Origin of the sequence: Maribacter luteocoastalis (assembly GCF_048890225.1) — a bacterium.
Classification (GTDB): Bacteria; Bacteroidota; Bacteroidia; order Flavobacteriales; family Flavobacteriaceae; genus Maribacter; species Maribacter luteocoastalis.
The window spans coordinates 602,251-628,537 of record NZ_JBMFZG010000001.1 but is presented as its reverse complement, the minus strand read 5'-3'; the positions used below and the strand labels follow the sequence as shown (position 1 = coordinate 628,537).

General features: G+C 37.9%; 21 protein-coding genes and 1 tRNA gene. 8 read left to right on the top strand and 14 right to left on the bottom strand.

The genetic code is table 11. The annotated features are described in order from the left end of the window. The 8 genes from ACOCEA_RS02660 to serS all read right to left on the bottom strand — a co-directional run bounded on the left by ACOCEA_RS02660 (nt 1) and on the right by serS (nt 8,483). On the bottom strand, nt 1-324 hold the full coding sequence (locus ACOCEA_RS02660; RefSeq protein WP_420754646.1) for an ArsR/SmtB family transcription factor: 324 nt from the start codon (nt 322-324) through the stop codon (nt 1-3). Between the two features lie 82 nt (nt 325-406). Then, on the bottom strand, nt 407-880 hold the full coding sequence (locus tag ACOCEA_RS02655) for a YtxH domain-containing protein (RefSeq protein WP_420754645.1): 474 nt from the start codon (nt 878-880) through the stop codon (nt 407-409). A gap of 274 nt (nt 881-1,154) precedes the next feature. Continuing rightward, nucleotides 1,155-2,099 (bottom strand): 2-hydroxyacid dehydrogenase, encoded by a 945-nt coding sequence (locus tag ACOCEA_RS02650; protein WP_420754644.1) that lies wholly within the window; start codon nt 2,097-2,099, stop codon nt 1,155-1,157. Nucleotides 2,100-2,190: 91 nt separating this feature from the next. Next, a complete protein-coding gene (mgtE, locus tag ACOCEA_RS02645) occupies nt 2,191-3,543 on the bottom strand; it encodes a magnesium transporter (protein WP_420754643.1) in 1,353 nt (450 codons plus the stop codon). After that, the gene (gene rsmA / locus ACOCEA_RS02640; protein WP_420754642.1) at nt 3,530-4,399 is read right to left on the bottom strand and encodes a 16S rRNA (adenine(1518)-N(6)/adenine(1519)-N(6))-dimethyltransferase RsmA; all 870 of its coding nucleotides are present in this window, start codon (nt 4,397-4,399) and stop codon (nt 3,530-3,532) included. Before rsmA ends, mgtE begins: the two co-directional genes overlap by 14 nt. A gap of 20 nt (nt 4,400-4,419) precedes the next feature. Next, nucleotides 4,420-5,052: a DUF4286 family protein gene (locus ACOCEA_RS02635; protein WP_420754641.1), complete on the bottom strand. Its 633-nt coding sequence runs from the start codon at nt 5,050-5,052 to the stop codon at nt 4,420-4,422. A gap of 11 nt (nt 5,053-5,063) precedes the next feature. Beyond that, nucleotides 5,064-6,845, bottom strand: a complete 1,782-nt coding sequence (locus ACOCEA_RS02630; RefSeq protein WP_420754640.1) for a tetratricopeptide repeat protein — start codon at nt 6,843-6,845, stop codon at nt 5,064-5,066. A gap of 366 nt (nt 6,846-7,211) precedes the next feature. Further along, nucleotides 7,212-8,483 (bottom strand): serine--tRNA ligase, encoded by a 1,272-nt coding sequence (gene serS, locus ACOCEA_RS02625; RefSeq protein ID WP_420754639.1) that lies wholly within the window; start codon nt 8,481-8,483, stop codon nt 7,212-7,214. A 79-nt stretch (nt 8,484-8,562) separates the two neighbouring features. Here serS and ACOCEA_RS02620 point away from each other — a divergent pair, with 79 nt between their 5' ends. Next, nucleotides 8,563-8,943 carry a VOC family protein gene (locus ACOCEA_RS02620; protein ID WP_420754638.1) on the top strand — a complete coding sequence of 127 codons (381 nt, stop codon included), beginning with the start codon at nt 8,563-8,565 and terminating at the stop codon, nt 8,941-8,943. A gap of 1 nt (nt 8,944) precedes the next feature. Here the strand turns inward: ACOCEA_RS02620 and ACOCEA_RS02615 are convergent, their stop codons facing one another. Continuing rightward, nucleotides 8,945-9,874 (bottom strand): bifunctional riboflavin kinase/FAD synthetase, encoded by a 930-nt coding sequence (locus tag ACOCEA_RS02615; RefSeq protein ID WP_420754637.1) that lies wholly within the window; start codon nt 9,872-9,874, stop codon nt 8,945-8,947. Nucleotides 9,875-9,926: 52 nt separating this feature from the next. On the opposite strand from ACOCEA_RS02615, the gene ACOCEA_RS02610 reads away from it, so the two are divergent. Then, entirely contained in the window at nt 9,927-13,703 is a 3,777-nt protein-coding gene (locus ACOCEA_RS02610; RefSeq protein WP_420754636.1) for a reprolysin-like metallopeptidase, read from the top strand. Further along, nucleotides 13,700-14,386 (top strand): fibronectin type III domain-containing protein, encoded by a 687-nt coding sequence (locus ACOCEA_RS02605; RefSeq protein ID WP_420754635.1) that lies wholly within the window; start codon nt 13,700-13,702, stop codon nt 14,384-14,386. The genes ACOCEA_RS02610 and ACOCEA_RS02605 overlap by 4 nt, the downstream gene beginning before the upstream one ends. Nucleotides 14,387-14,395: 9 nt before the next feature. Here ACOCEA_RS02605 and pth read toward each other — a convergent pair whose 3' ends face one another. From pth to ACOCEA_RS02590, 3 genes are all read right to left on the bottom strand, one after another. Beyond that, nucleotides 14,396-15,025: an aminoacyl-tRNA hydrolase gene (pth, locus tag ACOCEA_RS02600; protein ID WP_420754634.1), complete on the bottom strand. Its 630-nt coding sequence runs from the start codon at nt 15,023-15,025 to the stop codon at nt 14,396-14,398. 86 nt (nt 15,026-15,111) lie between these two features. Next, on the bottom strand, nt 15,112-15,753 hold the full coding sequence (locus tag ACOCEA_RS02595; RefSeq protein ID WP_420754633.1) for a 50S ribosomal protein L25/general stress protein Ctc: 642 nt from the start codon (nt 15,751-15,753) through the stop codon (nt 15,112-15,114). A gap of 40 nt (nt 15,754-15,793) precedes the next feature. Beyond that, the gene (locus ACOCEA_RS02590) at nt 15,794-16,735 is read right to left on the bottom strand and encodes a ribose-phosphate pyrophosphokinase (RefSeq protein WP_420754632.1); all 942 of its coding nucleotides are present in this window, start codon (nt 16,733-16,735) and stop codon (nt 15,794-15,796) included. 165 nt (nt 16,736-16,900) lie between these two features. Between ACOCEA_RS02590 and ACOCEA_RS02585 the strand changes: the two genes are divergently transcribed. Beyond that, nucleotides 16,901-16,983 (top strand) — tRNA-Leu (locus ACOCEA_RS02585). Between the two features lie 32 nt (nt 16,984-17,015). Here the strand turns inward: ACOCEA_RS02585 and ACOCEA_RS02580 are convergent. Then, entirely contained in the window at nt 17,016-17,900 is an 885-nt protein-coding gene (locus ACOCEA_RS02580; RefSeq protein ID WP_420754631.1) for a hypothetical protein, read from the bottom strand. Nucleotides 17,901-18,112: 212 nt separating this feature from the next. Between ACOCEA_RS02580 and ACOCEA_RS02575 the strand changes: the two genes are divergently transcribed. Further along, on the top strand, nt 18,113-19,225 hold the full coding sequence (locus ACOCEA_RS02575) for a Gfo/Idh/MocA family protein (RefSeq protein WP_420754630.1): 1,113 nt from the start codon (nt 18,113-18,115) through the stop codon (nt 19,223-19,225). 8 nt (nt 19,226-19,233) lie between these two features. Here ACOCEA_RS02575 and ACOCEA_RS02570 read toward each other — a convergent pair whose 3' ends face one another. Continuing rightward, the gene (locus tag ACOCEA_RS02570) at nt 19,234-20,055 is read right to left on the bottom strand and encodes a 3-keto-disaccharide hydrolase (protein WP_420754629.1); all 822 of its coding nucleotides are present in this window, start codon (nt 20,053-20,055) and stop codon (nt 19,234-19,236) included. A 199-nt stretch (nt 20,056-20,254) separates the two neighbouring features. Between ACOCEA_RS02570 and ACOCEA_RS02565 the strand changes: the two genes are divergently transcribed. From ACOCEA_RS02565 to ACOCEA_RS02555, 3 genes are all read left to right on the top strand, one after another. After that, nucleotides 20,255-21,652: an ADP-ribosylglycohydrolase family protein gene (locus ACOCEA_RS02565; RefSeq protein WP_420754628.1), complete on the top strand. Its 1,398-nt coding sequence runs from the start codon at nt 20,255-20,257 to the stop codon at nt 21,650-21,652. Between the two features lie 78 nt (nt 21,653-21,730). Further along, nucleotides 21,731-22,945 (top strand): DNA polymerase IV, encoded by a 1,215-nt coding sequence (gene dinB, locus ACOCEA_RS02560; protein WP_420754627.1) that lies wholly within the window; start codon nt 21,731-21,733, stop codon nt 22,943-22,945. A gap of 181 nt (nt 22,946-23,126) precedes the next feature. Then, on the top strand, nt 23,127-26,126 hold the full coding sequence (locus tag ACOCEA_RS02555; RefSeq protein ID WP_420754626.1) for a DNA polymerase III subunit alpha: 3,000 nt from the start codon (nt 23,127-23,129) through the stop codon (nt 26,124-26,126). The last annotated feature ends 161 nt before the right edge of the window (nt 26,127-26,287 follow it).

Here is a 26,287-nt window from a genome sequence, read left to right as displayed (position 1 = left end):
TTAACAACAATTAGTTTTTGTAGTGTTAAAAAACGAATTTAGAAGGTCTTGAATGGAAGACCACTTTTTAAGATTGATGCAATAGCACACTTTTTTTCCTTCAATTTCACCAGAAATTAAATCAATACTTTTTAATTCCTTTAAATGTTGTGAAATAGTAGGTTGGGCAAGGCCAATTTCGTCAACAATATCATTGCATATGCAAGCTTCTTGCTTACTAATATATTCTAATATCGCAATACGGGCAGGGTTTGACAAAACCTTAAAAATCACTGCCAGCTCATTTTGCTTTTTATTGAATATCTGCGTTTTGGTTATCCCCATTATTAATATTTATATATTGCAATATTACGATAATAAAACCAATAAAAAAAGTCAGTACTATAAAAACTGACTTTTTAGCTTGTTAAAGGCTTTTAAACCAATCTTGGAAAAGTTGGCCAATACCTACTGTAGGAACCATTTTGTCATTGGCTGCGTTTACCAAACTTATAATAATTAGGACAATGCCAATTATTCCAGCAAAACACCCTACAACAGGTACAAATCCTAGAACCAACATTAATATCCAAATACCTAGAGTTTGGCGAATATAATAACTTCCAAACTCCGTTTTGTTTTGGTTGTTCATAATTAAAGCCACAATCCAACCAATCCAAGTAATGTGGGCAATTATAGCAACGGTTTTTCCACTATTAGGATTGTTAGGGTCAAATGTTTTTTTTACATCTTCTTTAAATTCCTTGGCAGCTTCCTCTGCCTTATCGGCAAAATCACTAGCTTTTTCTTTTGCCTCTTCAGCAAAACCCTCTGCTTTATCCTTTGCTTTTTCAAAAGCATCTTCTGCCTTGTCTCCTAAATCTTTATTGTTTTCAGACATTGTGTTATACTTTTAGGGAGTTAATATAATATTAAATGTAGTGATTAAATGAATGCTACAAAAATCCTTTATTCGCTGGTTCCCAAAGTTCTAGCTTATTCTTTTTAGGGCCCTATGTGAAACCAAATTTTTCATGTTCAAATTTAGTAAGGTCACCAAAAAACACTAAAATCAACGGCCTCATAATTTTTTTGGAAGCATTGATGTGCTTGAAAATAAACTAACAGAGAATTACCCTAAATGTATTTTATTGGCTTTTTGGATTAATCACTTCTTAAACCACGAAATTTTTTATGATTTTGTCAACAACGGTTTGTGCCAGTTTAATCTTGCTCTCCACTGTCCAACCTGCCACATGAGGGGAAAGAATCACGTTTTCTGCCTGTATTAGATATTGAAAGGCTTCAGGCAGATTATTGTCTGTGAACATATTTTCAAATGAGGATTTTTCATATTCCAAGACATCTAGTCCAGCACCCAATACTTTGCCAGATTGCAATGCATCAACCAAATCTTTTGTTTTTATGCATTTGCCTCGTGCGGTATTTATAATCCATATGGGCTTGTGGAATTTTTCAATAAATTCTGTATTTACCATACCAATGGTCAATTCGGTTTGTGGCACATGAAGGCTAATTACATCGGCACGTTGTCGTAACTCCATAATTCCTACTTGGCGGGCATTTTCATCTTCTACACCACCTTTTATGTCGTAACAAATAACCTCATCAACATCAAAGCCTTTTAACTTTTTGGCGAAGGCCTTGCCCATATTACCATAGCCAATAACGCCAATTGTTTTCCCTTCTAGCTCAATTCCCCTATTACCTTCACGGTCCCATTTACCATTCCTAACCTCCCTATCGGCCGTATGTAACTTATTGAATAGTGCCAGGAGCATTCCCAGTGCATGTTCGCCTACGGCATTTCTATTGCCCTCTGGGGCCGCGGCCAAAAATATACCCAATGATTTTGCATATTGCGTATCAATATTTTCTAGACCAGCACCTAATCTACCAATGAATTTTAAGTTTTTTGCCTTGTCCAAAAATTGTGCATCAATGGTAAACCTACTTCGGATGATAAGTCCATCATATGCTTCTATTTTATCTTCAATGATTTCTTTTGAGGATGTATAATCTTCATCGTTTTGAAACCCAAGCGCGTTGAACTGCTCTATTATTAATGGATGATTTATATCTACGTGGAGTACCTTCATTTTGTGTTTTTGAGTTGTTTAGCGTGTATTTATCTTCTGTATTGACCAATCTTCCCAGTGATATAAACACAAGGTGTGGATATTTAAATTATTAGATTCCCAAGATTATTTTGGCAATCATAAAGTAAATAAGAATTCCGAAAATATCATTACTGGTGGTGATAAAAGGTCCCGTTGCTATGGCAGGGTCAATTCCGCGTTTGTCTAAAAATAAGGGGATAAAAGTGCCAATGAAACCGGCTACCACAATTACGGCTATCAAAGATATTGAGATGGCTAAAGCGGTTAGAAAATCACCTTTCCAAATCCATGTAAAAAGCAACAAAAGGGCGGCCAGAATAACTCCGTTTAATAATGCTAATAGCATTTCTTTTATCAACCGATCACCAATACTTCCTTTTATATCATCATTTGCCAATCCTTGTACGATAATTGCGCTGGATTGCACACCTACATTACCTGCCATTGCAGCTATAAGTGGGGTGAAAAGAAATAAAATAGTATACTTTTTAAACATCTCTTCAAAACCACCCATGATTACCGCTGCAGCTGCTCCACCAAAAAGTCCTAATATTAACCATGGTAAACGCGCACGTGTCAATTGCCAAATACTATCGTCTGCTTCTACATCTTGGGATATACCTGCTGCCATTTGGTAATCCTTGTCTGCTTCCTCCCGGATAACATCTACAATATCATCAATGGTAATACGTCCTACCAATCTGCCAATCTCATCCACTACGGGAATAGCCTCTAAATCATATTTGGACATGATCTTGGCCACTTCCTCAGGTTTTTCATTGACATTTACTGCATCTACTTTAGGAATGTAAATGTCCTTTATGTGGGTTTTTGTAGAAGTCGTCAATAGATCCTTAAGTGATAGCCTGCCAATTAATTTATCTTCCTGATCTACCACGTAAATAGAATGGACCCTAGTTACATTTTCTGCCTGTAAACGCATTTCCTTTACGCAGGTAAGTACATTCCAATTCTCCCTTACTTTTACCAATTCCTTCGCCATAAGACCACCGGCAGAATTCTCATCATATCGTAAAAGATCTACAATGTCCTTGGCGTGTTCCCTATCCTCTATTTCTGAAATAACTTCTTGAACAATCTCTTGTGGAAGTTCACCTATTATGTCAGCTGCATCATCCGTATCTAGCTCTCCAAGTTCCTCTGCAATTTCTTTTGAAGAAAGATTGCCTAGAATTGCTTCCCTTACATCTTCATCTAGCTCTGTAAGAACATCCGATGTTTTATCACTATCGAGTAACTTAATAAGATATGTTGCATCATCCTTGTTTAACTCATTGATAATTTCTGCAACATCAGCATAATGCACATCCTCTAAAAGGGTGTTTAGTTGTGCATCCCCTTGTATTTCTATAAGCTCTTCTATCTGGCTTACAAGCTCTTCTGTAAGTTTAAACGGTGTCATCTGCTATCTTCTTCGTCAACGTAATAAAATCGGCAACAGAAAGTTGCTCTGGGCGTTGGTCAAATATAGCATCTTCTTTGAGAATATCTGAAATGGCAAAGGATTTTAAACTATTTCTAAGTGTCTTTCTCCGCTGGTTAAAGGCCGTTTTCACAACTGTGAACAATTGCTTTTCATCACATTCTATTTTAAAGTCAGGTTTTCTGGTTAAGCGCAGTACGCCAGATTGCACTTTTGGTGGCGGTTCAAATACATGGGGAGGAACTGTAAATAAGTATTCCGCATCATAAAACGCTTGTACCAAAACAGATAGTATGCCATACGTTTTGTTACCCTCGGTAGCACATATTCTTTTTGCCACCTCTTTTTGAAACATTCCTGTAAACTCCGGTACCTGATTACGATAGTCTAACATTTTAAAGACTATTTGCGTGGAGATGTTGTATGGGAAATTGCCTGTAATAGCAAATTGTTCCTGACCAAATAAGGTTTCAAGATCAAAATTTAAAAAATCTGCCTCAATCACTTTAAACGTACTTTTACCTTGCATGGCCTTTGGATGCTCTAAAGGAAAGCTGTGGTTTAAGTAAACAATTGAATCCGAATCAAGATCCATTGCCACCAAATCTATGTCCCTTACTAAAAGATATTTTGTTAAAACACCTGTTCCAGGCCCTATTTCTATTACTTTGTTATAGTTGTTTAGCGTAAGGGTATCTGCTATTTGTTGGGCTATGGACTCATCTTTTAAGAAATGTTGTCCAAGAAATTTTTTCGCTTTTACGGGACTTTCCTGAATGGTGCTACCTTTTTTATCATAAAAATCATTTTTCTTCTTCTTCCTCTTTTTCCCCATTTCTCCTGTTTTAAATATAGTTACCTTGCCATATATACCCAGGCTTTCTTGCCCGAATCCAAAACTATTTTGGTGCGTTCATATGCTTCTCCTTCATATTCATCCGCTTTCATTAGTTCATCATGGGTCAACGTATAAACTACTCCGTTTATCATATCCTCATTTTTTCCTGTGAATTCTATGGTAGGATAAATATCGGCAACTTTCATTTGTGAAATCTTATGGCTAAATAAAGTATCCGCGATTCCACCTAATACCCTGGAAAACACACCCACTTGCACTTCTTTTTCTAGTAAGGTGCCATAGGTGAACAAATAATGTGTAGCACTTTGGTGTTGTACAAAATATTCATCTATTACTTCTAACTCTGTTCTAAAGGATATTAGTTTTCCTGCAAAGAGCTGCATGGCCTCTTCCCTTAATCTTGGTGCATTTTCGTTATAATAGCGTACTAATGTTTTTTTGTTTTTTGCCGTATATTGTACAGAGTAGGTGTGTCCGCCGCTTTCCTCATCCACTAAAACTTTAGTAAGCTTGGCGCTTAGGAATTTACCTGTACCAAGTACTTCTGGTATATGTTTTGTTTTCATCCAGTTTAGCCAAGTATCATGGGCCGAATCCTCTACATTGGTAGTTACATTATAAATATACATGTGTTTGCTTATCAATTTATGGCATCTCCCCTTAGCTGCCTAAAGTTTTTTCTTGCCTGTGGAAAATAATAACTGTCTTGGTAATTATAAATTATTTTTTCATAATGCCCTTTTGCTTTTTCGGGCTCACCAAGAATTTTTCTATAAAGCTCTGCTAGTGCAAAATGGGCGTCATCAGCTAAAATACCACTGCTATAGAATTCTACAATTTTTTGGTAATTAAATAGAGCGTCCGAATATTTTTTTTGGCTTTCCAATAACTGGGCCTGTTTTAACAAGGCTTCATCTTCTATTTTTTCACCTTTGTGATTTTGAAGTATATCTTCCAAAGCGGTTATTGCCTCACTCGTTTTATTCTGATACGCTAAAAAGTCTGCCCTTGCATATTTTTTTAATGCCGTTTGGGTGGAATCTTCCAAAGAATTGTCCGAAATAAGTAAACTAAGTTGCATGGCATCATTGGCAATAAGCTGTGATGTAGAACTTCTTAATACTTTTAACTGGGTGAGCGCCCATTTAAAATCACCCTTATAAAAACTTGTTTCTGCCACTTTATAACGGGCATTTTGCCCTAAAATATCGTTTTTTAGTTTTTGTTGGATTTGGGAAAAATATATCAACGCTTCATTGAATTTTTTATGGTAAACCAGAATATCACCCAAGGCTAACTTAATAAATGCTGTTCCTCTTTCGTTCAATGGAAGTGCTAGACTGTTTTTCAATATCTCAATGGCTGGTTCTGGATTGTCTTTTTTAAATGTCAAAAAATTGGCATAGGAAACTTGTAGTTGCAACGATTGTGATTTATAGCCGTAGAGATTTATAAGTTCTTCGTATTTTTTATGAATGACATCTAGTGTATTACCAGTAGGATCCCGCAGTGCAATATCTATTAAATTAAGTTCGGCGTCCAAACGTGTAATCTCATCATTGGATTCCTTTATTAAAAATTCAAAGATGTCGGTAGCAACCGAAACATCATCCGCTTCTAAAACAATGTTTCCCAAATCCTCCAGTCTTTGTGTTGTGCTACCCTGTACCCTTTTATAAATGGCCTTTTCTTGTCTAAAAGCACTATTGTATTGCTTTTGCTGTACAAACAACCAGCTAAGAAGCTCGTTCCAAGTAATATCTGGATTTTTTTGTGCCTTTTCCAGCAAAATGGTTTTTAATATCTGATTATTATTTGCCAATGGATCCTCAGAAATAAAATCGTCAATACTTCTTAAAATATTTGATTTTGATGTTTTACCATTGCTCATTAGGTTCAAATAAGAACGATACATTTTTTCTATATCTCCTTGTTCGCCATAAATTCTTGCCAATTGAAAATTATAATCTAAAGCTGGATTCAATTCCATTGATTTTTGATAGGCAAGGGCAGCTCTATCTAGCAAGCTATATTTTTGAAATTGATATCCCAGTGCATACCCATAGTTTGGATTTTGTTCAATAGCAGCTAGCGCTTTGTCATAATAAACATTGGCTTTATCATCTAAATCCTGTAAGGTGTAATTGTAACCCATTTCAATGAATAAAGCGGGGTGGGTATTGGACAGTTTTAATTGCTCGGACAATATGTTTTCTACATCCCCATAGCGTTCCAACTGCTGGTAACAGGCAATAAGGCCCTGTAAGTAATCGGTTCTTCTTGGGTTTTTCTTAATAAGCTTTTCATAAAAAACAACCGCCTTCCCATAATCACCATCAGCAAAGTACTGTTTGGCTAGAAAATCGTCCTGACCAAAAAGTGGAAGTGACAAAAACAGTAATAGAATTAGGCTAATTCTCATGAGGGTCGTTTATCAAATTTACGGAAGCCCGGATTAATATTTTGTTAATCCAACGCTAATTCGATTAAAAATGTAATTAGTCAATTTTTTAAAACTAAAAATTCTATTAGTGTCAACCCTATAAATTTAGGTCATGTTTAAAGTATAGGAGCAAAGGTGTCCCGTGTAAAATCAAACACAATAGTTCCTGATTTTTAGTAAAAACTACATATCCATTGCCATGCCCATCAGTGAAGCGTACCAGTAGTTTAAAATCTCTTCGTAGAACGTATTAATACACGTTCAAATGGCGCATGGATTATTTTCTTTCAGCTGTGTTCCATTAAGATGCCGATAGGAATCCTATATTAAATTCTATGAAGAATTCTAATCAATGAAATCAAAACCACAATAGGGGACCAAAACTTCCGGTATTTTAATGCCGTCCGAGGTTTGGTAGTTTTCCAAAATACCTGCTAAAACCCTTGGTAATGCCAATGAGCTGCCGTTTAGGGTATGTGCCAACTGGCTTTTGCCATTTTCATCCTTAAACCTAAGTTTTAAACGGTTGGCTTGGTAGGTTTCAAAATTGGATACTGAACTTATTTCGAGCCATCTATCCTGAGCTGTAGAAAACACTTCAAAATCAAAGGTTAGGGCCGCTGTAAATCCTAGGTCTCCACCACATAACCTCAATATTCGATATGGTAATTTTAGTTCACGAAGAATTTCCTTTACATGCTCAACCATGCCGTCTAGGGCTTCATATGATTTAGAGGGATGTTCTACGCGAACAATCTCAACTTTATCAAACTGATGCAATCGGTTGAGACCGCGTACATGGGCTCCGTAACTGCCAGCTTCCCTTCTGAAACAAGGTGTATAACCCGTATATTGAATGGGAAAGTCTTTTTCCTGTAAAATTACATCCCTGAATATATTAGTTACCGGAACCTCCGCTGTAGGGATAAGGTATAGGTCATCTGCTGTTACATGATACATTTGTCCTTCCTTGTCAGGGAGCTGCCCTGTGCCATAACCTGATGCTTCATTGACCAAGTGTGGCACTTGTATTTCCGTATAACCGGCCTGTGTATTCTTATCTAAGAAATAAGATATTAGGGCGCGTTGTAATCGGGCTCCTTTGCCTTTGTAAACAGGAAAACCTGCCCCAGCAATCTTAACACCCAGTTCAAAATCTATAATGTCATATTTCTTGGCCAACTCCCAATGAGGTAGGGCATCTGCAATAAGTTCAGGTACATCACCTTCCTTGAACACTTCTTCATTATCATCTTCAGTACTGCCATCAGGTACGGAAGTATGTGGAATATTAGGAATCTGATACAGTAAACGTTGTAATTCTTCAGCTGTGGCGTTCAACTCCTCACCCAACTGTTTTGATTCTTCCTTAAGAGCCGCTGTTTTTTCCTTAAGTTCATTGGCTTCCTGCGCTTTTCCACTCTTGTAAAGCATACCAATCTCTTTGGATAATATATTGGATTCTGCCAAAGTAGAATCCAGTTGTGTTTGGGTCGCCCGTCTTTTCTCATCTAAAAGTAGTATGCCATTAAGCATAGCATCGGCATCTATATTCCTTTTTTGAAGTGCCGCTTTTATTTCTTCCTTAGCATCACGAATGACTTGTAACTGTAACATTGCTCATTAAATTTAGCTGCAAATTTAAGCTAATCTATTATTTAAAAGACATACATTTAATAGCTAAACATCGATTAATATGGTTTTTGAACATTTTGCAATTAACGTGAAAGATATTGATGCCGTTGTTTCTTGGTATGGTATGCATTTGGATCTTAAAGTGGTCAGTGAACAAAAAGAACCTCCATTTATGACTTTTTTGGCCGATAGCACGAATAGGGTTGTTTTGGAATTATATAGCAGGAATGATGCTTATGCAACAGATTTTGGCGCTCAACATCCTTTGACATTTCATGTCGCCTTTGTATCTGATAATGCAGAAGAGGATAAAACAAGATTAATAGATGCCGGTGCAACTTTTTTTGAAGAAGTAAATAAAGAGGATGGCAGCCATTTGGTAATGCTAAGGGACCCATGGGGTATGCCATTGCAATTATGCCAACGTGCCCAAAAGTTTTAAATTATTTTTTAGAGATAAATTGGATTGATTTTTCTTTGTCCCTAGCTAGTTGTCCCTGTAGCGCCTCCAAGGATTCAAATTTTATTTCGTCCCTAAGTCTGGCAAGGATATCCACCTTAATTTTTTGGTCATATAGGTCTTTGTTGAAATCAAAAAAATGTACCTCTATTGTTTTTGAAGTGCCATTTACAGTTGGGTTGTACCCAATGTTCATCATGCCAAATACCGTTTTTCCTTTTATGGTACTTTTTACAACATAGGACCCGTTCATGGGAATTAACTTATAATCTTCCTCAATTTTAATATTTGCCGTTGGATAATTTAATTGTCGCCCAAGTCCCTTGCCTTTTTGAACAACGCCAGTAAGCATATATTCATATCCCAAATAGGAATTGGCGGTTTCTATATCACCAGTTTCCAAAGCTTTTCTAATTTTGGTGGAACTCACTGAAACGGCGTCTATTTCTTGAGCAGGTATTTCTTCAACTTCGAAATTTAAGGCATTGCCAAATGCTATAAGATCGGTAATGTTCGCATTTCTATTTCTTCCAAACCTATGGTCATATCCAATAATAATTTTTTTGGATTTGAGCTTGTTTACCAAAAGATCTCTGACAAACTCGGTGGCCGATAGCCTTGAAAAATTCTTTGTGAACGGATGTATGATTAAAATATCCAATCCCATTTGTTCCAAAATAGCTTTTTTTTCATCAATTGTGTTTAGTAATTTGATGTTCGCATCTTTTTGTAATACCATTCTTGGATGTGGAAAGAAAGTAAGTACGGCCGACTTTAATTGTGAATTTTTGGCATGGTTTATGACCTTTTCCAATATTTTACGGTGACCAATATGCACCCCGTCAAAAGTACCAATGGTAATGGCAATGGGGTGTTGTTCATCATAATTAGTAATGCTTTGAACTGTAATCACGTATGCTTGAAAATAAAAAAACCTATATTTGAATTTGAATAAATGCCCCTAAATGGTTACAAAACTACGCCTTGTTTTTTCAATTACCATAGTATTTCTTTCCTTTTCTGGGGTGGCTCAAACTAATTATTGGAAAGGTGTGCCTATATCCAGTATGGACAGACAAACTGTTTTGCCTCGCCTTAATGTGCGTAAGGCCATAGCTTTTGAGTTAAATGAAAATAATTTTAAACGAGAACTTAACAGGTCAAGTTCACTAAGACGTGATTTCAATATCTTATATTTTCCTGATGAGAAGGGAGAACAGATAGCATTTAAAGTGTATGAGGCCAATATATTATCTACTGAGTTGGCCAGGAGGTACCCCGGAATTAAATCATATAGGGGAGTAGGTCTTGAAGATAAATCGCAAAATATTAGATTTAGTATTTCACATAAAGGCATTCAAAGTATGGTGACGTATTCTAACGGAAAAGCACCAGTTTTTATGCAAAAAGGAAATGCGAATAGTTATGTGGTTTATAGTAGTAAGGACCACCTGTCTAAAACAATGGATTTTATATGTAAAACAACTCCAGAAGTTCTAGTAGAGCCATCGTTGACCAGAAAATTAGTAGACGACCAAGTACTACGAAAATTTAGGGTTGCTATTGCCGCATCTGGAGAATACACGACTTTTCATGGAGGAACAAAGGTAGATGCCATAGCGGCTATAAATGCAACCTTAACGAGGGTTAATGGTGTTTTCGAACGGGATTTAGGGGTGACTTTAGAACTGATTGCCAACACAGATGAAGTAATTTATCTTGATCCAGATACGGACCCATTTACTGGTGGTCTAAGTACACAGGCACAGAATACTTTGACTAGTGTAATAGGGGAGGCAAATTATGATATTGGTCATTTATTCAACCAAAAAGATGATGCTTTAGATGGTAATTCGGGTTTTATTGGATCTGTTTGCCAGGATAATAGAAAAGGAAGTGCGTATACTACTTTTTCCACACCGGAAGGTGATGCGTTTGACATAGATCTTGTGGCCCACGAAATGGGGCATCAATTTGGGGCAAATCATACTTTTTCACATATTTCTGAAGGAACTCTAGTACAGGTAGAGCCTGGCAGTGGAACTACCATTATGGGGTATGCGGGCATAACAGGTGTTAATAATGTTGCTGCAAATAGCAGTGATTATTTCCACTATGCAAGTATTGTTCAAATTAGGGAATACTTGCAAACCATAAGTTGTGGGGAAATAGTACCATTAGCTAACAATCCTCCAGTTCTAGCGCCAATAGGAGATTATGTTATACCTGTAGGAACCGCGTTTGTTCTCAATGGCGAGGCTACTGATCTAGATGCCACGGATGTCTTGACGTATACCTGGGAACAGATAGATAACGGTATTGTCACACAGTCTTCTTTTGGGCCCAATAACCCAACCGGTGCCATGTTCAGGTCATTACCACCCACAAATGCTTCTGAACGGTATTTTCCTAAAATAAGTAGGGTTCTAACAGGGAACTTAACCGAAGTAAGCCCTGGTGTGGGCGATGACTGGGAAACGGTTTCAAATATTGAGCGGAATCTTAATTTTTCATTAACGGTAAGGGATAATGTTCTAAACGGGGGTCAATTGGTTTCGGATGAGGTTTCTGTATCGGTAAGTAATAATGCGGGTCCCTTTTTGGTGACATCGCAGAATGTGGAGGCTACTTTTGAAGCCGGAGAGGTACAAACCATATCCTGGGACGTTGCCAATACAAATTTAGCGCCTATATCGGCACAAACAGTAGATATTTTTCTTTCAACCGATGGTGGGCTTACGTACCCCGTGACTATTGCACAAGATGTGCCAAATAACGGTAGTTATGATGTGGTTATCCCTGGTCAGGCAACTATATCGGGGAGGATTATGGTCAAGGCAAGCAACAATATTTTCTTTGCTGTGAATGCAGCAAATTTTACGATAAACGAAAGTGAGGTAGTTCTGAATTTTACACAGCTAAAGTTTGATGTTTGCAAACCTGATGATATTACGGTTAATTTTAATTACGAAACGTATAAAGGGTTTTCTGAGGAAAGTACCTTTAGTGTAGTTACACCACCACCCGGACTGGGGATTGCTTTTACCCCTGCCTTAGCAAATAGTAACAATGCCCAAGTATCTTTGGCGTTAACCGGGACTAGTAATTTAGCAGTTGGTTCCTACCCAATTACCGTGACCTCAACCTCTGCAAGTATTACCAAACAGGTAACCGTGATCTTGAATGTGTATGACACTACTTTTTCTGAAGTAGTGTTGACTACACCAGAAGACGGACTTCAAGATGCATCTAAAGAGTTAGTATTGGATTGGGAAGCAAATTTGGCAAGTACACTATATGACGTTGAAATTGCAACAGATAATGCTTTTACAACTATAATAGAGTCTGCCACAGTTAACACCAATTCTTATCCTCCCGCCAATTTGGAGAATGACACGCAATATTTTTGGAGGGTAAAACCTAAAAATGATTGTGGTGAAGGTATTTTTGGGATAGCTAGAAGTTTTACCACCATTCAATTTAATTGTGCTACCATAGCTGCTTCTAACTTGCCAAAGGAAATATCGCCTATAGACACCCCTACGGTTACTTCCAAAATCTCATTTTATGAAGATTTACCTATTGCGGATATTAATGTTACATTAAATGTTGCACATAGTTATTTGGCAGACCTGGTCATTAGTTTAACATCGCCAAGTGGTACAACTGTAGTTTTGGTTTCCAGTTCCTGCGGAGATACTAGTGATATAAATGCTGTTTTTGATGATGATGCGTCCAGTGATTTTACATGTACAGGTACACCTGCTATTAGTGGCATAGTAAGGCCATTAGGTACCTTAAGTTCTTTTAATGGGGAGTCCATTTTAGGGGAATGGATTTTAGAAATAAAGGACAATGCCCCTTCAGATGGCGGAAATTTAAATGCTTTTTCCATGGAAGTGTGTGTAGAGGGCGACTTTAGGCCAGATGCTGACAATGATGGTGTTTTTGATGATGGAGATGATCTTTGTCTGGATACTCCCGAAGGTCAAGAAGTAGACGCAACGGGATGTCCTATCTATAGGTTCTCAAATGAAAACTTTACGATTAGGCAACAAAGTGAAAGTTGTAGACCTAACAATGACGGTCAGATATCAATTACACCTAAAACCATCTTAGACTATGTGGTTAATATTTCAGGGAATGGAGTCAACATAAGTGAAAATTTCACGGATAATTTTATACTTACCAATGTAAGTGCCGGTACATATGCCATTTGTATTACAGGTACAGAAGGAGACATTGTATATGAGGAACTTTGTTTAGATGTGGTAGTATCTGAGCCAGAAGCATTGAGCGTTAGTTCCAAGTTGTCATTAGACGGAACTCAGTTAATTGTAAGTTTAAGTGGATCAAACCTATATAATGTAGAGATTAATGGTGTGGTAACCCAAACAGACAAGTCTGAAGTCACTATTAATTTGGAAGAAGGAGCTACATTTTTAAAAGTGTATACCAACATTCCCTGTCAAGGAATGTATGAAGAAAACTTCTTGACTACGAATAGGCCTATTATGTATCCAAATCCATTTACAGACCAAGTAAATGTGTTAATTGGTTCTACTGACGCAGATCTAGAAATGATATTATATGGATCCGATGGTAGATTTGTAAAGCGAATAATTATAAAGGCCGATAGATTAAGTGAGCCAATAGATTTGAGCACTTTGGCATCAGGACTATACTATGTGCAGTTGATAAGGGATGGTATAAAGACAACAGCAAAAATTATTAAAAGATGAAACTAAATCTACTTATAGTTTTTAGTGTTTTAGGGGTCTTTTTTGGATGTAAGAAAAAGTCAGCCCCAAAACCACCGGAACAAGCACTTTTGGTGTTTCCCGAAAAAAATTCTGAGTGTACTACTGGTGTAGATCTTGATGCTAATACCAGTCAAGTAGAATTTAGATGGCAACAAGCAGATAATGTACAAACGTATGAGTTAAGGGTTGCCAATAGTAATACGGGAACAGTACAGACCATTTCTACCTCAAGTACCACGGCACGCTTACCCTTAACCAAAGGGCAGTCTTTTTCTTGGGTGGTGAGATCAAGAAATAACCAGGTTGAACAATCTGTATCCAGTGAAATGTGGCATTTTTATACTGCCGGGTCAAGAACCACTTTTGCTCCATTTCCTGCGGAAATCATCTCGCCAAAAATGTCCGAAAAGATATTTAAAGATATTAATAATGAAATAGAACTTTCGTGGACGGCGGCTGATTTAGATAATGACATTTCGGGTTATAAAGTGTATTTTTCCAATGAGAACCCGCCAAATACTTTAGTGGCCGCCTTGCCAAATAATAGTTTTTCTTATAAAGTAACTGTTCTATCAGGTTCCGTGTATTATTGGAGTATCTTAACTGAAGATGAGGAGGGCAATGTTTCCAATTCGGGTATATATAGTTTTACTGCCTTGTAAATAAATGGTCTAGGTGCCATTAAACTGGTTCATTGTTCTTGCAATCCCTGCCAATACAAAAGAATCTATAATTACAGAGGCTTTTTTTAATCTTTCCGGCAGCTGTTTTTTCTCTTCGTCGTTCCATTTTCCTAAAACGTATTCAACTTGTCTTCCCTTGCCAAAATCTGCTCCCACTCCAAAACGAAACCTGTTATAATTGGTAGATTCTAAAAATTGTTGAATATCCTTTAAGCCGTTATGTCCGCCATCACTTCCCTTTGTTTTTATTCTAATGGTCCCGAATGGTAAATTGATATCGTCAGTAATGACAAGAATATTGCTTAATGGGATTTTTTCTTGGTCCATCCAGTATTTTAAAGCTTTTCCGCTTCTATTCATATAGGTAGACGGCTTAAGGAAAAGAACACTTCTTCCCTTTATTTTATAGGTAGTTATGTCACCAAGTTTACCCGTTTCAAAAGTGAGGCCATGTTGTTCTGCAAGCGCATCTAAAACTTTAAAACCAATGTTGTGCCTAGTCTCCGCATATTCCTCACCAATATTACCAAGACCAACGATTAAAAATTTCTTCATGGAATTTGATTCTTCTAAAAGTGTTTTTCTTTTTTTAAAGAGTGATTTAAAAAAGTTGGACATAAGCCAATTTTAAGGACGTTTAAAAATACAAAAGCATCCTGATACACAAATCAGGATGCTTTCTATGAATTTTCAAAAATACTTGTTTATTCTTGAGCTCCTTCAGCTTCCGTTGTTTCCACTTCAGCTTCGGCTTCAGCGCCTTCTTCATCCTCTTCATCCTCATCATCAGTAACAACAGCTGTACGAGCAGTTTTAACCTGCACAACGGTAGTTGAATCTGGATGTAGAATCGTGAAATCATCGCTTAACAAAGAGGCTACGGCAATATTCTGGCCAATTCTCAATTTAGAGATATCTATATCGAAGAAATCAGGTAATTTGTCCGGTAAGGCCTTGATTGCCAATTTTCTTTTTCTGAACAACAAACGTCCACCGTTTCTAACACCTGGTGAATTACCTTGTAATCTAACAGGAATGTCCATGGTTACTGGCTTGTCAGCAAATAATTGATAGAAATCTATATGTATGATTTTATCGGTTACAGGGTGAAATTGTATATCCTGCATTACGGCGTTTACGATTGTTCCACCATCCAATTCAATTGCAACTGTATGTGCATTTGGAGTGTAAACCAAGTCTCTGAACGCTAGTTCTTCTGCTGAAAAGTGTAATGGCTTATCCCCTCCGTATATCACGCAAGGAACCAATCCAGCATTACGTAGGGCCTTCGTTGCCTTTTTGCCCACGCTTTCTCTTTCTGATCCTTTAATTGTAATTGACTTCATTATATGTATTAAAAATTAATATTCGTTATTTGATTTTCCCCTACATTAAAAATTTAGAGGAAATGGAATTGTTGTTGTGTACTTTGTGCATTACATCTGCAAAGAGATTGGCGCAACTCAATACTTTTACTTTATTGCTTTTTATTTCAATGGGAATAGAATCGGTAATGATTAACTCTGTTAATTTTGATTTTTCTATTTTTTCATAAGCATTTCCAGAAAGTAGGCCATGCGTTGTAATAGCCCTAACACTTACCGCACCTCTTTCCATCATTAAATCTGCTGCTTTTGTCAACGTGCCTGCGGTATCTACCATATCATCTACCAATACCACATTTTTCCCTTGTACATCCCCAATCAACTCCATATGTGATATTACATTTGCCTTGGCGCGTTGTTTGTAACAAACCACAACATCACTTTCCAAGGCCCTAGAATAGGCATAAGCTCTTTTAGAGCCACCCATATCTGGAGAGGCAATGGTTAAATTGTCCAGACCCAGATTTTTTAAATAGGGCAAAAATAAGGTAGAGGCAAAAAGGTGATCAACGGGTTTCTCAAAGAAACCTTGTATTTGGTCAGCATGTAGGTCCATAGTAATAATACGTGTGGCACCTGCTGTTTCTAACATTTTGGCCACTAACTTAGCTGCTATTGGCACTCTAGGCTTGTCCTTTCTATCTTGTCTTGCCCAGCCAAAATAAGGCATTACGGCTGTTATATGTCTTGCTGATGCTCTTTTTGCAGCATCGATCATTAGCAACATTTCCATTAAATTCTCAGGGCCAGGATGTGTAGAGCCTATTATGAATATGCGCGTACCTCGTATAGATTCTTCGAAAGAAGGTTGAAACTCCCCGTCACTATATCTAGAAAAGATAACATTACCAAGCTCCATTCCATAAGCTTTGGCAATTTTCTCACCCAATAAAGTGCTCTGCGTACAGGCAAAAATTTTAGGCTCGGGAACTTGATACGGCATAACTGAAAATATTGTTTTCTTGTATATTACCTTTTAAACACGGAAGTTCCTGTTTTCTAAGGAGGTGCAAATTTAAAAATTAATTTGGGTTGCTAAAGCATAATTGTTGATAATTTTGATGCTAAAAAGAAATTATTTTTTAATTTTGCAGTCCTATTTTGTAAAGCTCGAGTGGCGGAACTGGTAGACGCGCTGGATTCAAAATCCAGTTCTTCGGAGTGTGGGTTCGATTCCCACCTCGAGTACCAAAGACCTAGCGGTAACGTTAGGTCTTTTTTTATTACTTGTTCACGCTTATCATTACGGCCTCACAGCTCTTTAAATCTGAATTTAAAACAATGTTTTCAGATTTACTTCCATCAGAAATTTCAATGGCAACTGTATTGGGGGGTGAATCACCAAGGTTATGGGCATATAAGAAAAGGTCATTAGACTTATTTGTGTTCAATACCATCTTAAACTCTCTTTTCCAATAGGTTAGATAATGTTTGTTTACAACAGAATTACCGTTTAGATAAATAGAGACGATATCCCCATCTTGTCTACCATGGTCCCAAATTTTAACCGTAATTTCTTCATTGTCAAAAGATAATTCTTTGGTGTAAGATATTTTACGCCCTTCAAATTCCTGCCTTATTGTAGATGTAGGGGCTTCTGTTATGGTTTTGGTAACAACTGCCACGCCATCTTTTTCTCTTCGGACCTTTTTCTTTTTAGGCTTCTTTTTGATACTACTTTGATCCGCCTTTTCGACTTGTGTTAGCGCATGTATTTTTTTTCTTTCGTCAGAAGCCTTGTTGACAATGGAAAAGAAAGGAGTGACAAACTTGGCTATTTGATATTTATCATCTGGGAAAAGCTCAATGCCAACTACTTGGTACTTATCTCCTGAGCCAATATTCTTGGCCAGTTCAATATCACTAGCAGTACCCGTATTTTTAAAAGAACCTAGTTCCTGGACTACCATTTCATTTCGCACCAAAAAGAAACGGATAGATTTACTGGCATCGATATTCCCTGTTTTCCATTCTAGGGAAACTTTCTCAGGTATATTCCATACTGTACCTTGAACAGGGTCAATTATTTTAATGCTAGATTTTTCTTGTTGGGAGAAACAAGCAATTAAAAAGAAACAGGTGAATAGGGGAGCTAGATAAAATTTCATAATTAAAAGTTATACAAATATAGCTATTGCATTTTTCTAATTAAAGCATATATATTTGGTTTATACGGATATATAAGGCAGTTTATTTAAAAGTATTGAATACGGTTCTTATTATATTTAGTCCATTTTATCAGAATATTTTTAAATTGAAGTATTGAATGATAGTATTGTAAATTACAAATACATTAAATTTAGATAAAATCAAGATTAATATGTCAACTAGAAGAAAATTCATAGAAAACATTACGGTTTCAGCAATTGGGTTACCATTGTTAAGTAGTTCGGCAAATCTGTTTGCCTCGTCTACTGAGAAATATGACGGACCAATACTCAAGATTGCTATTATGGGGCTAGGCAGTTATGGGAATAGGGTTGCCGAAGCCATGTTAAATTGTAAAAAGGCCAAATTGGTAGGGGTGATAAGTGGTACTCCGTCAAAAATCACGAAATGGCAGGAGAAGTATGGTATCCCTACAAAGAATTGCTATAACTACGATAATTTTGATGCTATAAAGGATAATGATGATATAGATGCGGTATACGTGATTACACCAAACGGACTCCATTGTGAACAGGCCATAAGAGTGGCAAAGGCCGGTAAACATGTAATTTGTGAAAAACCCATGGGAGTCAATGCAAAAGAGGGACAAAGAATGGTAGATGCGTGTAAGGCCGCCAATGTAAAATTGTTGATAGGCTATCGGATGCATTATGAGCCTAAAACGGTACATGTTATCCAAATGCGCAAGAATGGTGAATTTGGGCAACCTAAATTCTTTCAAGGTCAGTCTGGTTTTGTAATTGGCGATCCTACCCAATGGCGATTGAAGAAAGAGCTTTCCGGTGGTGGTGCCATGATGGATATTGGAATCTACTCCATTAACGGGGCAAGGTATATGTTGGGAGAGGACCCGATTTGGGTGACGGCCCAAGAAACAAAGACCGATCCAGTAAAGTTCAAAGAGGGTATCGATGAGACGATACAGTTTCAAATGGGTTTCCCTAGTGGTGCTGTTGCCAATTGCCTATCTACCTACAACATGAACAATTTGGACCGTTTTTTTATGACCGGTTCAAAAGGTTGGATGGAGATGAAGCCATCGACTGGGTATGGTCCAATAGAGGGGCGGACACATAAAGGAGAACTAAATCAGCCGCACATAACCCATCAAACACTTCAAATGGACGGTATGTCCGAGCTTATATTTGATGGTAAGCAGCCTATTGTCCCGGTAGATGGTGAAGAAGGGGTTAAGGATATGAAAATTATCGATGCAGTTTTTCTGGCGGCAAAAACAGGGGATAAGGTGACAATTAATTTATAGGTCTTTTTTTAGTTATATTTTAGCAACTCTATTTTTTTAAAATCTATTGGGTGACTGTTGGACTGCAAGGAAATATATCCGCTTTTTACCGTGGAATCACCTTCTTGTATAAAAGCCTGTGCAAATTCATTTTTGGTATCGTAGATAGGATTAGCGTAGCTCATAATTTCCTCGCCGTTCACAAAATGCTTCATTTTACCATCTTTTACATCTATTTCAATGGTAACCCATTGGTCTCCATGAAATGTTTTGCCCACTTTCGCAGGGTTACAGAACAAGTCGCTTCTTTCTCCATCAACTTCTACCTTCATGCCTATACCGCAAATAGCGCCCAAGGGCCTATCTTCCGTACCGTTTCCGCCATGTAGGTTGTACTCCAAACAAATGGGAAAACTTTGGTTCAATTGAACGGTGTTCGGTGGTTGGGTATGTATTTGTACTCCGCTGTCCCTATAGCCCCATTCGGGAGCTCCTGGTGCAGTATCGCCTACAAACCTATATGTTACTTTCAACCTATAATTTGTCAATTCCCTATCATAGAAAAGTGCCCCAAAACGTTCGCCAAATTCAGGTCCATATGCATCATAGCGTATACTTAAAATACTGTCTTTAACCCTAAAAGTGTTACCGAAATTTTCGCCCACGGGATATCCATTTATTTTCATGGTCCACCCATCAAGATCTTTTCCATTAAAAATAGGAATCCAATTGTTTGTAGTTTGTTCTTCTTGGTTTTCTACCACTTTTGTTTTTAGATTTTTACAGGCTGTAATTAAAAGTGTAGCCAATAAAAAGAATATTCTGAATATGCGTAATGTTGAAATCATCATCCGTTTAGCTTTTGTTAAAAATAACCATATTATATAAAATCATTTTAAATTTTATTCCAAACACTTCCTTGATACTTGGTTTGATCTATAACACTATATTTTGTTGTTTATATAGTGTATTTTAAGGTGAAATGTTGGAGGAATAACTTGCTATTCATAGTTTTAGGGAATAACCTGTTCAATTGTTAAATAAAAATATATGTTGCTACTCATTAGAAATTTTAGATTGACATTTTTGTTTCTTTTTTTGATACTGTCCTGTAAAGACAGTAAGACCAAGGATATAGGGGTATCATCAGAATCAATGAAAGATTCCACATTGGTCTATAATCAATATACACCTAAATCAACGGACCTTGTCATTTCTCGTAGAGCATATAAGGATAAGTTATATGGTTTTTGGTTGGGTCAATGTATTGCGAATTGGACCGGGTTGATTACGGAGATGGATAAAATTGGGATTCCAACTGCAGAGGGCAAGGGAGCAGGATTCTACACTAGAGAGGATTGGGGCAAACCAGACCAACCTAATCTTTGGGGCTCAAATAATTATTCTAAGACCATTGATTTTCTTTTTGCCAAGGAGGATAGTATTTGGGGGGCTGATGATGATACCGATATTGAATATATCTACCAAGAACTGCTTTATCAGAACAAAACAACACTGTTGACAGGTGAAATGATCAAAAAGGGTTGGCTGGCACATATCAAAAAAGAAGAAGAAAATTTTCTATGGGTTTCCAATCAACAAGCGTTTGATTTAATGGAAAAAGGTATGGTGCCGCCCGCTACCGGTGATTCGTTGAACAATCCGCATTATGAAATGATTGACGCCCAATTAACTACTGAAATTTTTGGCTTTTTAGCCCCTACAAGACCAGATATTGCACTTAAAATGGCCAACTTGCCCATACGGAATGTAGCTAGGGCAAATGCCGAATGGATTTCAGAATTTAATGTTATTATGTATGCCTTGGCACCATTGGCAGATCAAAATAAATCCATACAGGAAAATTTAAATTGGATGGCAAAAGAGGCACGAAAGCGATTGCCCAATGATTCGTACTCTGCTAAAATGTATGACTTTGTATCTCAAGAATATACATCTGGAGCTACTTGGGAAGAAGCTAGGGACGCACTACATGAACGCTACCAAATAAGACAGGAAGATAGTTATTTGTGGGCAACTAAAGATGAATCCTGTAATGGTTGTTTTGCGGCAGGAATAAACTTTGGTGCTAGTATTGTAAGTCTATTATATGGTGAGGGAGATATCAAGGAGACCATTAAGATTGGGGCCTTATGTGGGTGGGATTCCGATAACCCTACAGCTACATGGGGAGGTTTATTGGGCTTTATGTTGGGTAGGCAAGGTGTTGAAGATGCTTTCGGTCAAAAATTTGCGGAAAAGTTTAATATCCATAGGACAAGGGTAGGTTTCCCAAACAATGGCATAGACAACTTTAATGCAATGGCCCAAAAGGGAATTTATATTGTTGATAGGGTAGTTCAAGAACAGATGCACGGCGGTGTAGATCTTGAAAAAAATGTGTGGCACATGCCTAAAACACCATTAAAGATTATACCAGGTTCTTGACAATGTTAAAATATGGAATATATCCAAATTAATGGAAATAATCCATTAATTTAGTTGTCCCGATTTTTAGGATGGCTAATGGATAAAACCATATTACATATAGATTTGGATACCTTTTATGTGTCCGTAGAGCGACTCAATAACAGGTATTTGCAAAACAGGCCTTTGTTGGTAGGTGGTACCAGTGACCGTGGGGTTGTGGCCGCATGTAGTTATGAGACCCGTGGTTTTGGGGTGCATTCTGGTATGCCCATGAAAATGGCAAAAGAACTATGTCCGGAGGCTTTTGTAATTAGGGGAAATGCTGGCGAGTATAGTAAACATTCCGATACGGTTACAGAGATCATAAAAGAACACGTGCCGCTCTTTGAAAAATCCAGTATAGATGAATTTTATGCAGATCTAACGGGGATGGACCGCTTTTTTGGTTCCTATAAATATGCAGCAGAACTTCGTAAACGCATTATTAAGGAAACAGGTTTGCCTATTTCTTTTGGTCTGTCAGTAAACAAAGTGGTTTCTAAGGTAGCCACCAATGAGGCCAAACCCAACAATCACCTTAAAGTAGATCTGGGGTATGAGAAATCTTTTCTGGCTCCATTGTCCATAAAAAAGATTCCTATGGTGGGGGACAAGACCTACCAAACGCTTCGTAACCTAGGATTGCGAAAAGTACATACCGTACAAGAAATGCCCATAGATGTTATGCAGCGCGTATTGGGTAAAAACGGAACTATAATTTGGAAAAGGTCAAATGGTATAGATAACACACCGGTAATCCCTTTTTGTGAGCGGAAATCTATTTCCACGGAGCGTACGTTTGATCGTGATACCATAGATGTGGTAAAACTGCGGGGTATCCTAATCGCCATGACCGAGAATTTGGCCTACCAACTTCGTAGGGGCGAAAAGTTAACGGCATGTATTGCGGTAAAAATCAGGTATTCAGATTTTAATACCTATTCCAAGCAGTTGCGCATTCCGTACACCAGTGCAGACCATATTTTGATTCCCAAAATTCTGGAACTATTCAAGACACTTTATAACAGACGTTTGTTGGTACGCTTAATAGGTATCCGGTTCAGCCATTTGGTATCGGGTAATTATCAGATAAATCTTTTTGAGGATACAGAGGAAACTTTGAACCTATACAATGCCTTGGATACTATAAGAAAACGCTACGGCGATAAAAGTGTAGTAAGGGCATCGGGCATGGGTGCCAAGACCATTGGTAGAATGCAAAACCCTTTTGATGGTAGGCCACCTGTGGTATTGGCGCATCGGAAGATTTAGGAGTTTCATTCCCCAGGGGTCAAATAGTAAGTGTTCGCTGAGCAGCCTGTGTTGAGCGTAATCGAAGTAAGCTAAAGTGAGAAAATAGAGAAGAGAGCATAGAAGAAAGAGAGTATGGTTTGAAGCGTTTAGCCTTTAGCGTATGGCGCACTGCACAACAACTAACAACCAACAACTAATCATGTACTTAAACTGTCATACATATTATAGTCTTCGTTATGGTACTTTTTCCGAATTGGAACTGCTGCAATTGGCACAGCAGAACCATGTGGGGCAACTGGCACTTACCGATATCAACAACACTTCTGCCGGATTGAACTTTGTACGTAAGGCATTTGAACTGAATGTAAAGCCCATTTTGGGGATTGATTTTAGAAATGGGGTAGAACCTTGTTTTGTGGGTATTGCCAAGAATAATGAAGGGTATTTGGAACTCAATAATTTTCTTTCCGAACATTTGCATCAGGAGAAAAAAATAGAAGGCACAGCCCCAAAATTTAAGAACGCCTATGTTATCTATCCTTTTGAAAAAGTGCTTCAAGATGAGATGACTGTTTTTGATGATGATGAATATATTGGTATTTCTATAACCGATTTACGTCGGTTACGGTTCTCAAGGTTAATGACCTATACCAATAAATTGGTAGTATTGCAGCCGGTAACCTTCCGCAATAAAAGAGATTTTAACGCACATAGATTATTACGGGCCATAGACAACAATACCTTGTTGAGCAAACTTTCCACTACCGAGCAGGCTAGTGAGGATGAGAAAATGTTTCCTATGCAAAGCTTGGTCAATGCTTTTTCTGAACACAGTTTTATTTTGGAGAATACGGAGCGTTTAATGAACAACTGTAGCATTCATTTTGACTTTTCCGAAGGGCGAAAACCACAGAATCTGAAAAACTATTTGGGAAGTCAAGAAGAGGATGAGGTCTTGCTGGAAACACTTTGTGAGGAAGGCTTGCCATATCGTTATCCAGATAAGGACGATACTGTTATAGAGCGATTGGACAAGGAAATGAAATTGATAAAGAAGATGGGTTTTGTCTCTTATTTTTTAATCAATTGGGATATTGTTTCCTATGCCCGAAGCCAAAATTTTTTTTACGTGGGCAGGGGAAGTGGTGCCAATAGCATTGTAGCCTATTTGCTGCGTATTACAGATGTAGACCCTATGGAGTTGGACCTTTATTTTGAGCGGTTTATTAACCTATACAGGACCAATCCGCCAGATTTTGATATCGATTTTTCACACCATGATAGACCTATAGTCACCAAGTATATTTTTAAACGGTTTAAACATGTTGCCCTGCTAGGCACCTATGTTACTTTTAAGTGGCGGGGCATGGTGCGGGAGTTGGGAAAGGTTTTTGGTCTGCCCAAGGATGAGATAGACCTGCTTTGCGATGGTGATATTAAGAATTTACGCTTGGATAGTATTTCGGCATTGGTCATTAAATACACCCAACTTTTAGAGGGCATGCCCAATTATTTAAGTATTCATGCCGGGGGAATTCTCATTAGTGAAAAACCCCTGCATTGGTTTTCAGCAACCCATTTGCCACCCAAGGGCTATCCTACCACCCAATATGATATGGTAATTGCAGAGGATGTGGGTTTGTATAAGTTTGATATTCTTGGGCAGCGGGGATTGGCAAAAATCAAGGAATGCATTGCTATTTTAGAACAATCACGTCCCAATGATTTTGCCCAGTGGGATATTCATGATATCAAAAGATTTAAGCAAGACCCCAAGGTAAATGAACTTATAAAGACTGCACAGTGTATGGGTTGTTTTTATGTGGAGTCCCCGGCCATGCGTATGTTGCTAAAAAAATTGGAAGTAGACAATTACCTTGGCCTCGTGGCCGCTAGTTCCATTATACGCCCCGGTGTTGCAAAAAGTGGTATGATGCGCGAGTATATATTGCGACATAGAAACAAGGGCAGGGCAGAGGAAAAGGCACATCCCATAATGCTAGATATTATGCCAGAGACCTATGGGGTAATGGTCTACCAGGAAGATGTAATTAAAGTAGCACACCATTTTGCAGGATTGGACCTAGGGGAGGCAGATGTATTGCGCCGAGGTATGAGCGGTAAGTTTCGTTCTCGGGAAGAATTTCAGCAGGTAGAGCAAAAATTTATGGAAAATTGCCGCTTAAAAGGTTATCCAGATATATTGGTTTCCGAAATATGGCATCAAGTGGCCAGTTTTGCCGGCTATGCCTTTGCCAAAGGCCATTCTGCCTCGTATGCCGTAGAAAGTTACCAGACCCTGTTTTTAAAGGCCTATTTCCCTTTGGAATACATGGTGTCCGTATTAAATAACGGAGGCGGATTTTATAGGGCGGAGTTTTATATCCATGAGGCACGAATGTTAGGTGCCACCATACACCCACCTTGTATAAACAAGAGCCATGCTACCAATTGTATTTACGGAAAACAATTATATCTAGGCTTGATGTATTTAAAAGAGTTGGAATCCCGAGTGGTAGACCGTATTTTAAAAGAACGTTCGTTACAAGGGCCATTTGTTTCTTTGGAGGATTTTCTGGATCGGGTCCTCATATCCATAGAGCAAATAAGCATACTCATCCGTATTGATGCCTTCAGGTTTACTGGGACAAATAAACACCAATTATTATGGAAAGCACATCTCTTCCTCACCAAAAATGTAAAGATCGATCACCCAAAGTTGTTTAAGCCACGGCATCAAGAGTTTAATATTCCCACATTGAACACCACCGATTTAGAAATGGCCTTTACACAATTGGAGTTGTTGGGTTTTTGTTTGTGCAGTCCGTTTGCGTTGCTTGCAGAACCACCTCAAAACAGTACGGGGAGCAAGGATTTTGAACGCTATCTGGATAGGAACATTGATATTTACGGGTACTTGGTTACTGTTAAAAATACGAGTACCCATACTGGTAAGCGTATGCATTTTACCACTTTGGTAGATCAACAAGGGGCTGTTTTTGATACGGTACTTTTTCCGCCTGTGGCTGCAAAATACCCTTTTAGGGGTAGGGGTATATATCGGTTTTATGGTAAGGTGGTGAGCGAATTTGGATTCCTGAGTATTGAAGTCATTAAAATGAAAAAGGAAGATTACATTCCAGACCCACGTTATGCGGAGATGAAAACAAGTGTAAAGGTATTTTCTGGTAAAAAGTAGAGAAGAAAAAAGCTTTCGATTTCTTAAGTAACTTTACAAACTAGTTTTTGGGTCAGCACCAAGAAATTGCCATTAGAACATTTATTATACTTTTTTAACCTTCCAAGGTATACTAAACAACGCACTTAATCAGTATCTTGTATGTGGTGATAAACTTTATT

Coding starts and splice junctions, on each gene's coding strand:
- ACOCEA_RS02660 (WP_420754646.1), bottom strand. CDS start 324: ATGGGGATAACCAAAACGCAGATATTCAATAAAAAGCAAAATGAGCTG.
- ACOCEA_RS02555 (WP_420754626.1), top strand. CDS start 23,127: ATGTACTTAAACTGTCATACATATTATAGTCTTCGTTATGGTACTTTT.
- ACOCEA_RS02575 (WP_420754630.1), top strand. CDS start 18,113: ATGTCAACTAGAAGAAAATTCATAGAAAACATTACGGTTTCAGCAATT.
- ACOCEA_RS02595 (WP_420754633.1), bottom strand. CDS start 15,753: ATGAAGTCAATTACAATTAAAGGATCAGAAAGAGAAAGCGTGGGCAAA.
- ACOCEA_RS02620 (WP_420754638.1), top strand. CDS start 8,563: ATGGTTTTTGAACATTTTGCAATTAACGTGAAAGATATTGATGCCGTT.
- ACOCEA_RS02655 (WP_420754645.1), bottom strand. CDS start 880: ATGTCTGAAAACAATAAAGATTTAGGAGACAAGGCAGAAGATGCTTTT.
- ACOCEA_RS02580 (WP_420754631.1), bottom strand. CDS start 17,900: ATGAAATTTTATCTAGCTCCCCTATTCACCTGTTTCTTTTTAATTGCT.
- ACOCEA_RS02610 (WP_420754636.1), top strand. CDS start 9,927: ATGGTTACAAAACTACGCCTTGTTTTTTCAATTACCATAGTATTTCTT.
- ACOCEA_RS02650 (WP_420754644.1), bottom strand. CDS start 2,099: ATGAAGGTACTCCACGTAGATATAAATCATCCATTAATAATAGAGCAG.
- pth (WP_420754634.1), bottom strand. CDS start 15,025: ATGTCCAACTTTTTTAAATCACTCTTTAAAAAAAGAAAAACACTTTTA.
- ACOCEA_RS02605 (WP_420754635.1), top strand. CDS start 13,700: ATGAAACTAAATCTACTTATAGTTTTTAGTGTTTTAGGGGTCTTTTTT.
- rsmA (WP_420754642.1), bottom strand. CDS start 4,399: ATGGGGAAAAAGAGGAAGAAGAAGAAAAATGATTTTTATGATAAAAAA.
- ACOCEA_RS02630 (WP_420754640.1), bottom strand. CDS start 6,845: ATGAGAATTAGCCTAATTCTATTACTGTTTTTGTCACTTCCACTTTTT.
- serS (WP_420754639.1), bottom strand. CDS start 8,483: ATGTTACAGTTACAAGTCATTCGTGATGCTAAGGAAGAAATAAAAGCG.
- ACOCEA_RS02570 (WP_420754629.1), bottom strand. CDS start 20,055: ATGATGATTTCAACATTACGCATATTCAGAATATTCTTTTTATTGGCT.
- dinB (WP_420754627.1), top strand. CDS start 21,731: ATGGATAAAACCATATTACATATAGATTTGGATACCTTTTATGTGTCC.
- ACOCEA_RS02635 (WP_420754641.1), bottom strand. CDS start 5,052: ATGTATATTTATAATGTAACTACCAATGTAGAGGATTCGGCCCATGAT.
- ACOCEA_RS02590 (WP_420754632.1), bottom strand. CDS start 16,735: ATGCCGTATCAAGTTCCCGAGCCTAAAATTTTTGCCTGTACGCAGAGC.
- ACOCEA_RS02565 (WP_420754628.1), top strand. CDS start 20,255: ATGTTGCTACTCATTAGAAATTTTAGATTGACATTTTTGTTTCTTTTT.
- mgtE (WP_420754643.1), bottom strand. CDS start 3,543: ATGACACCGTTTAAACTTACAGAAGAGCTTGTAAGCCAGATAGAAGAG.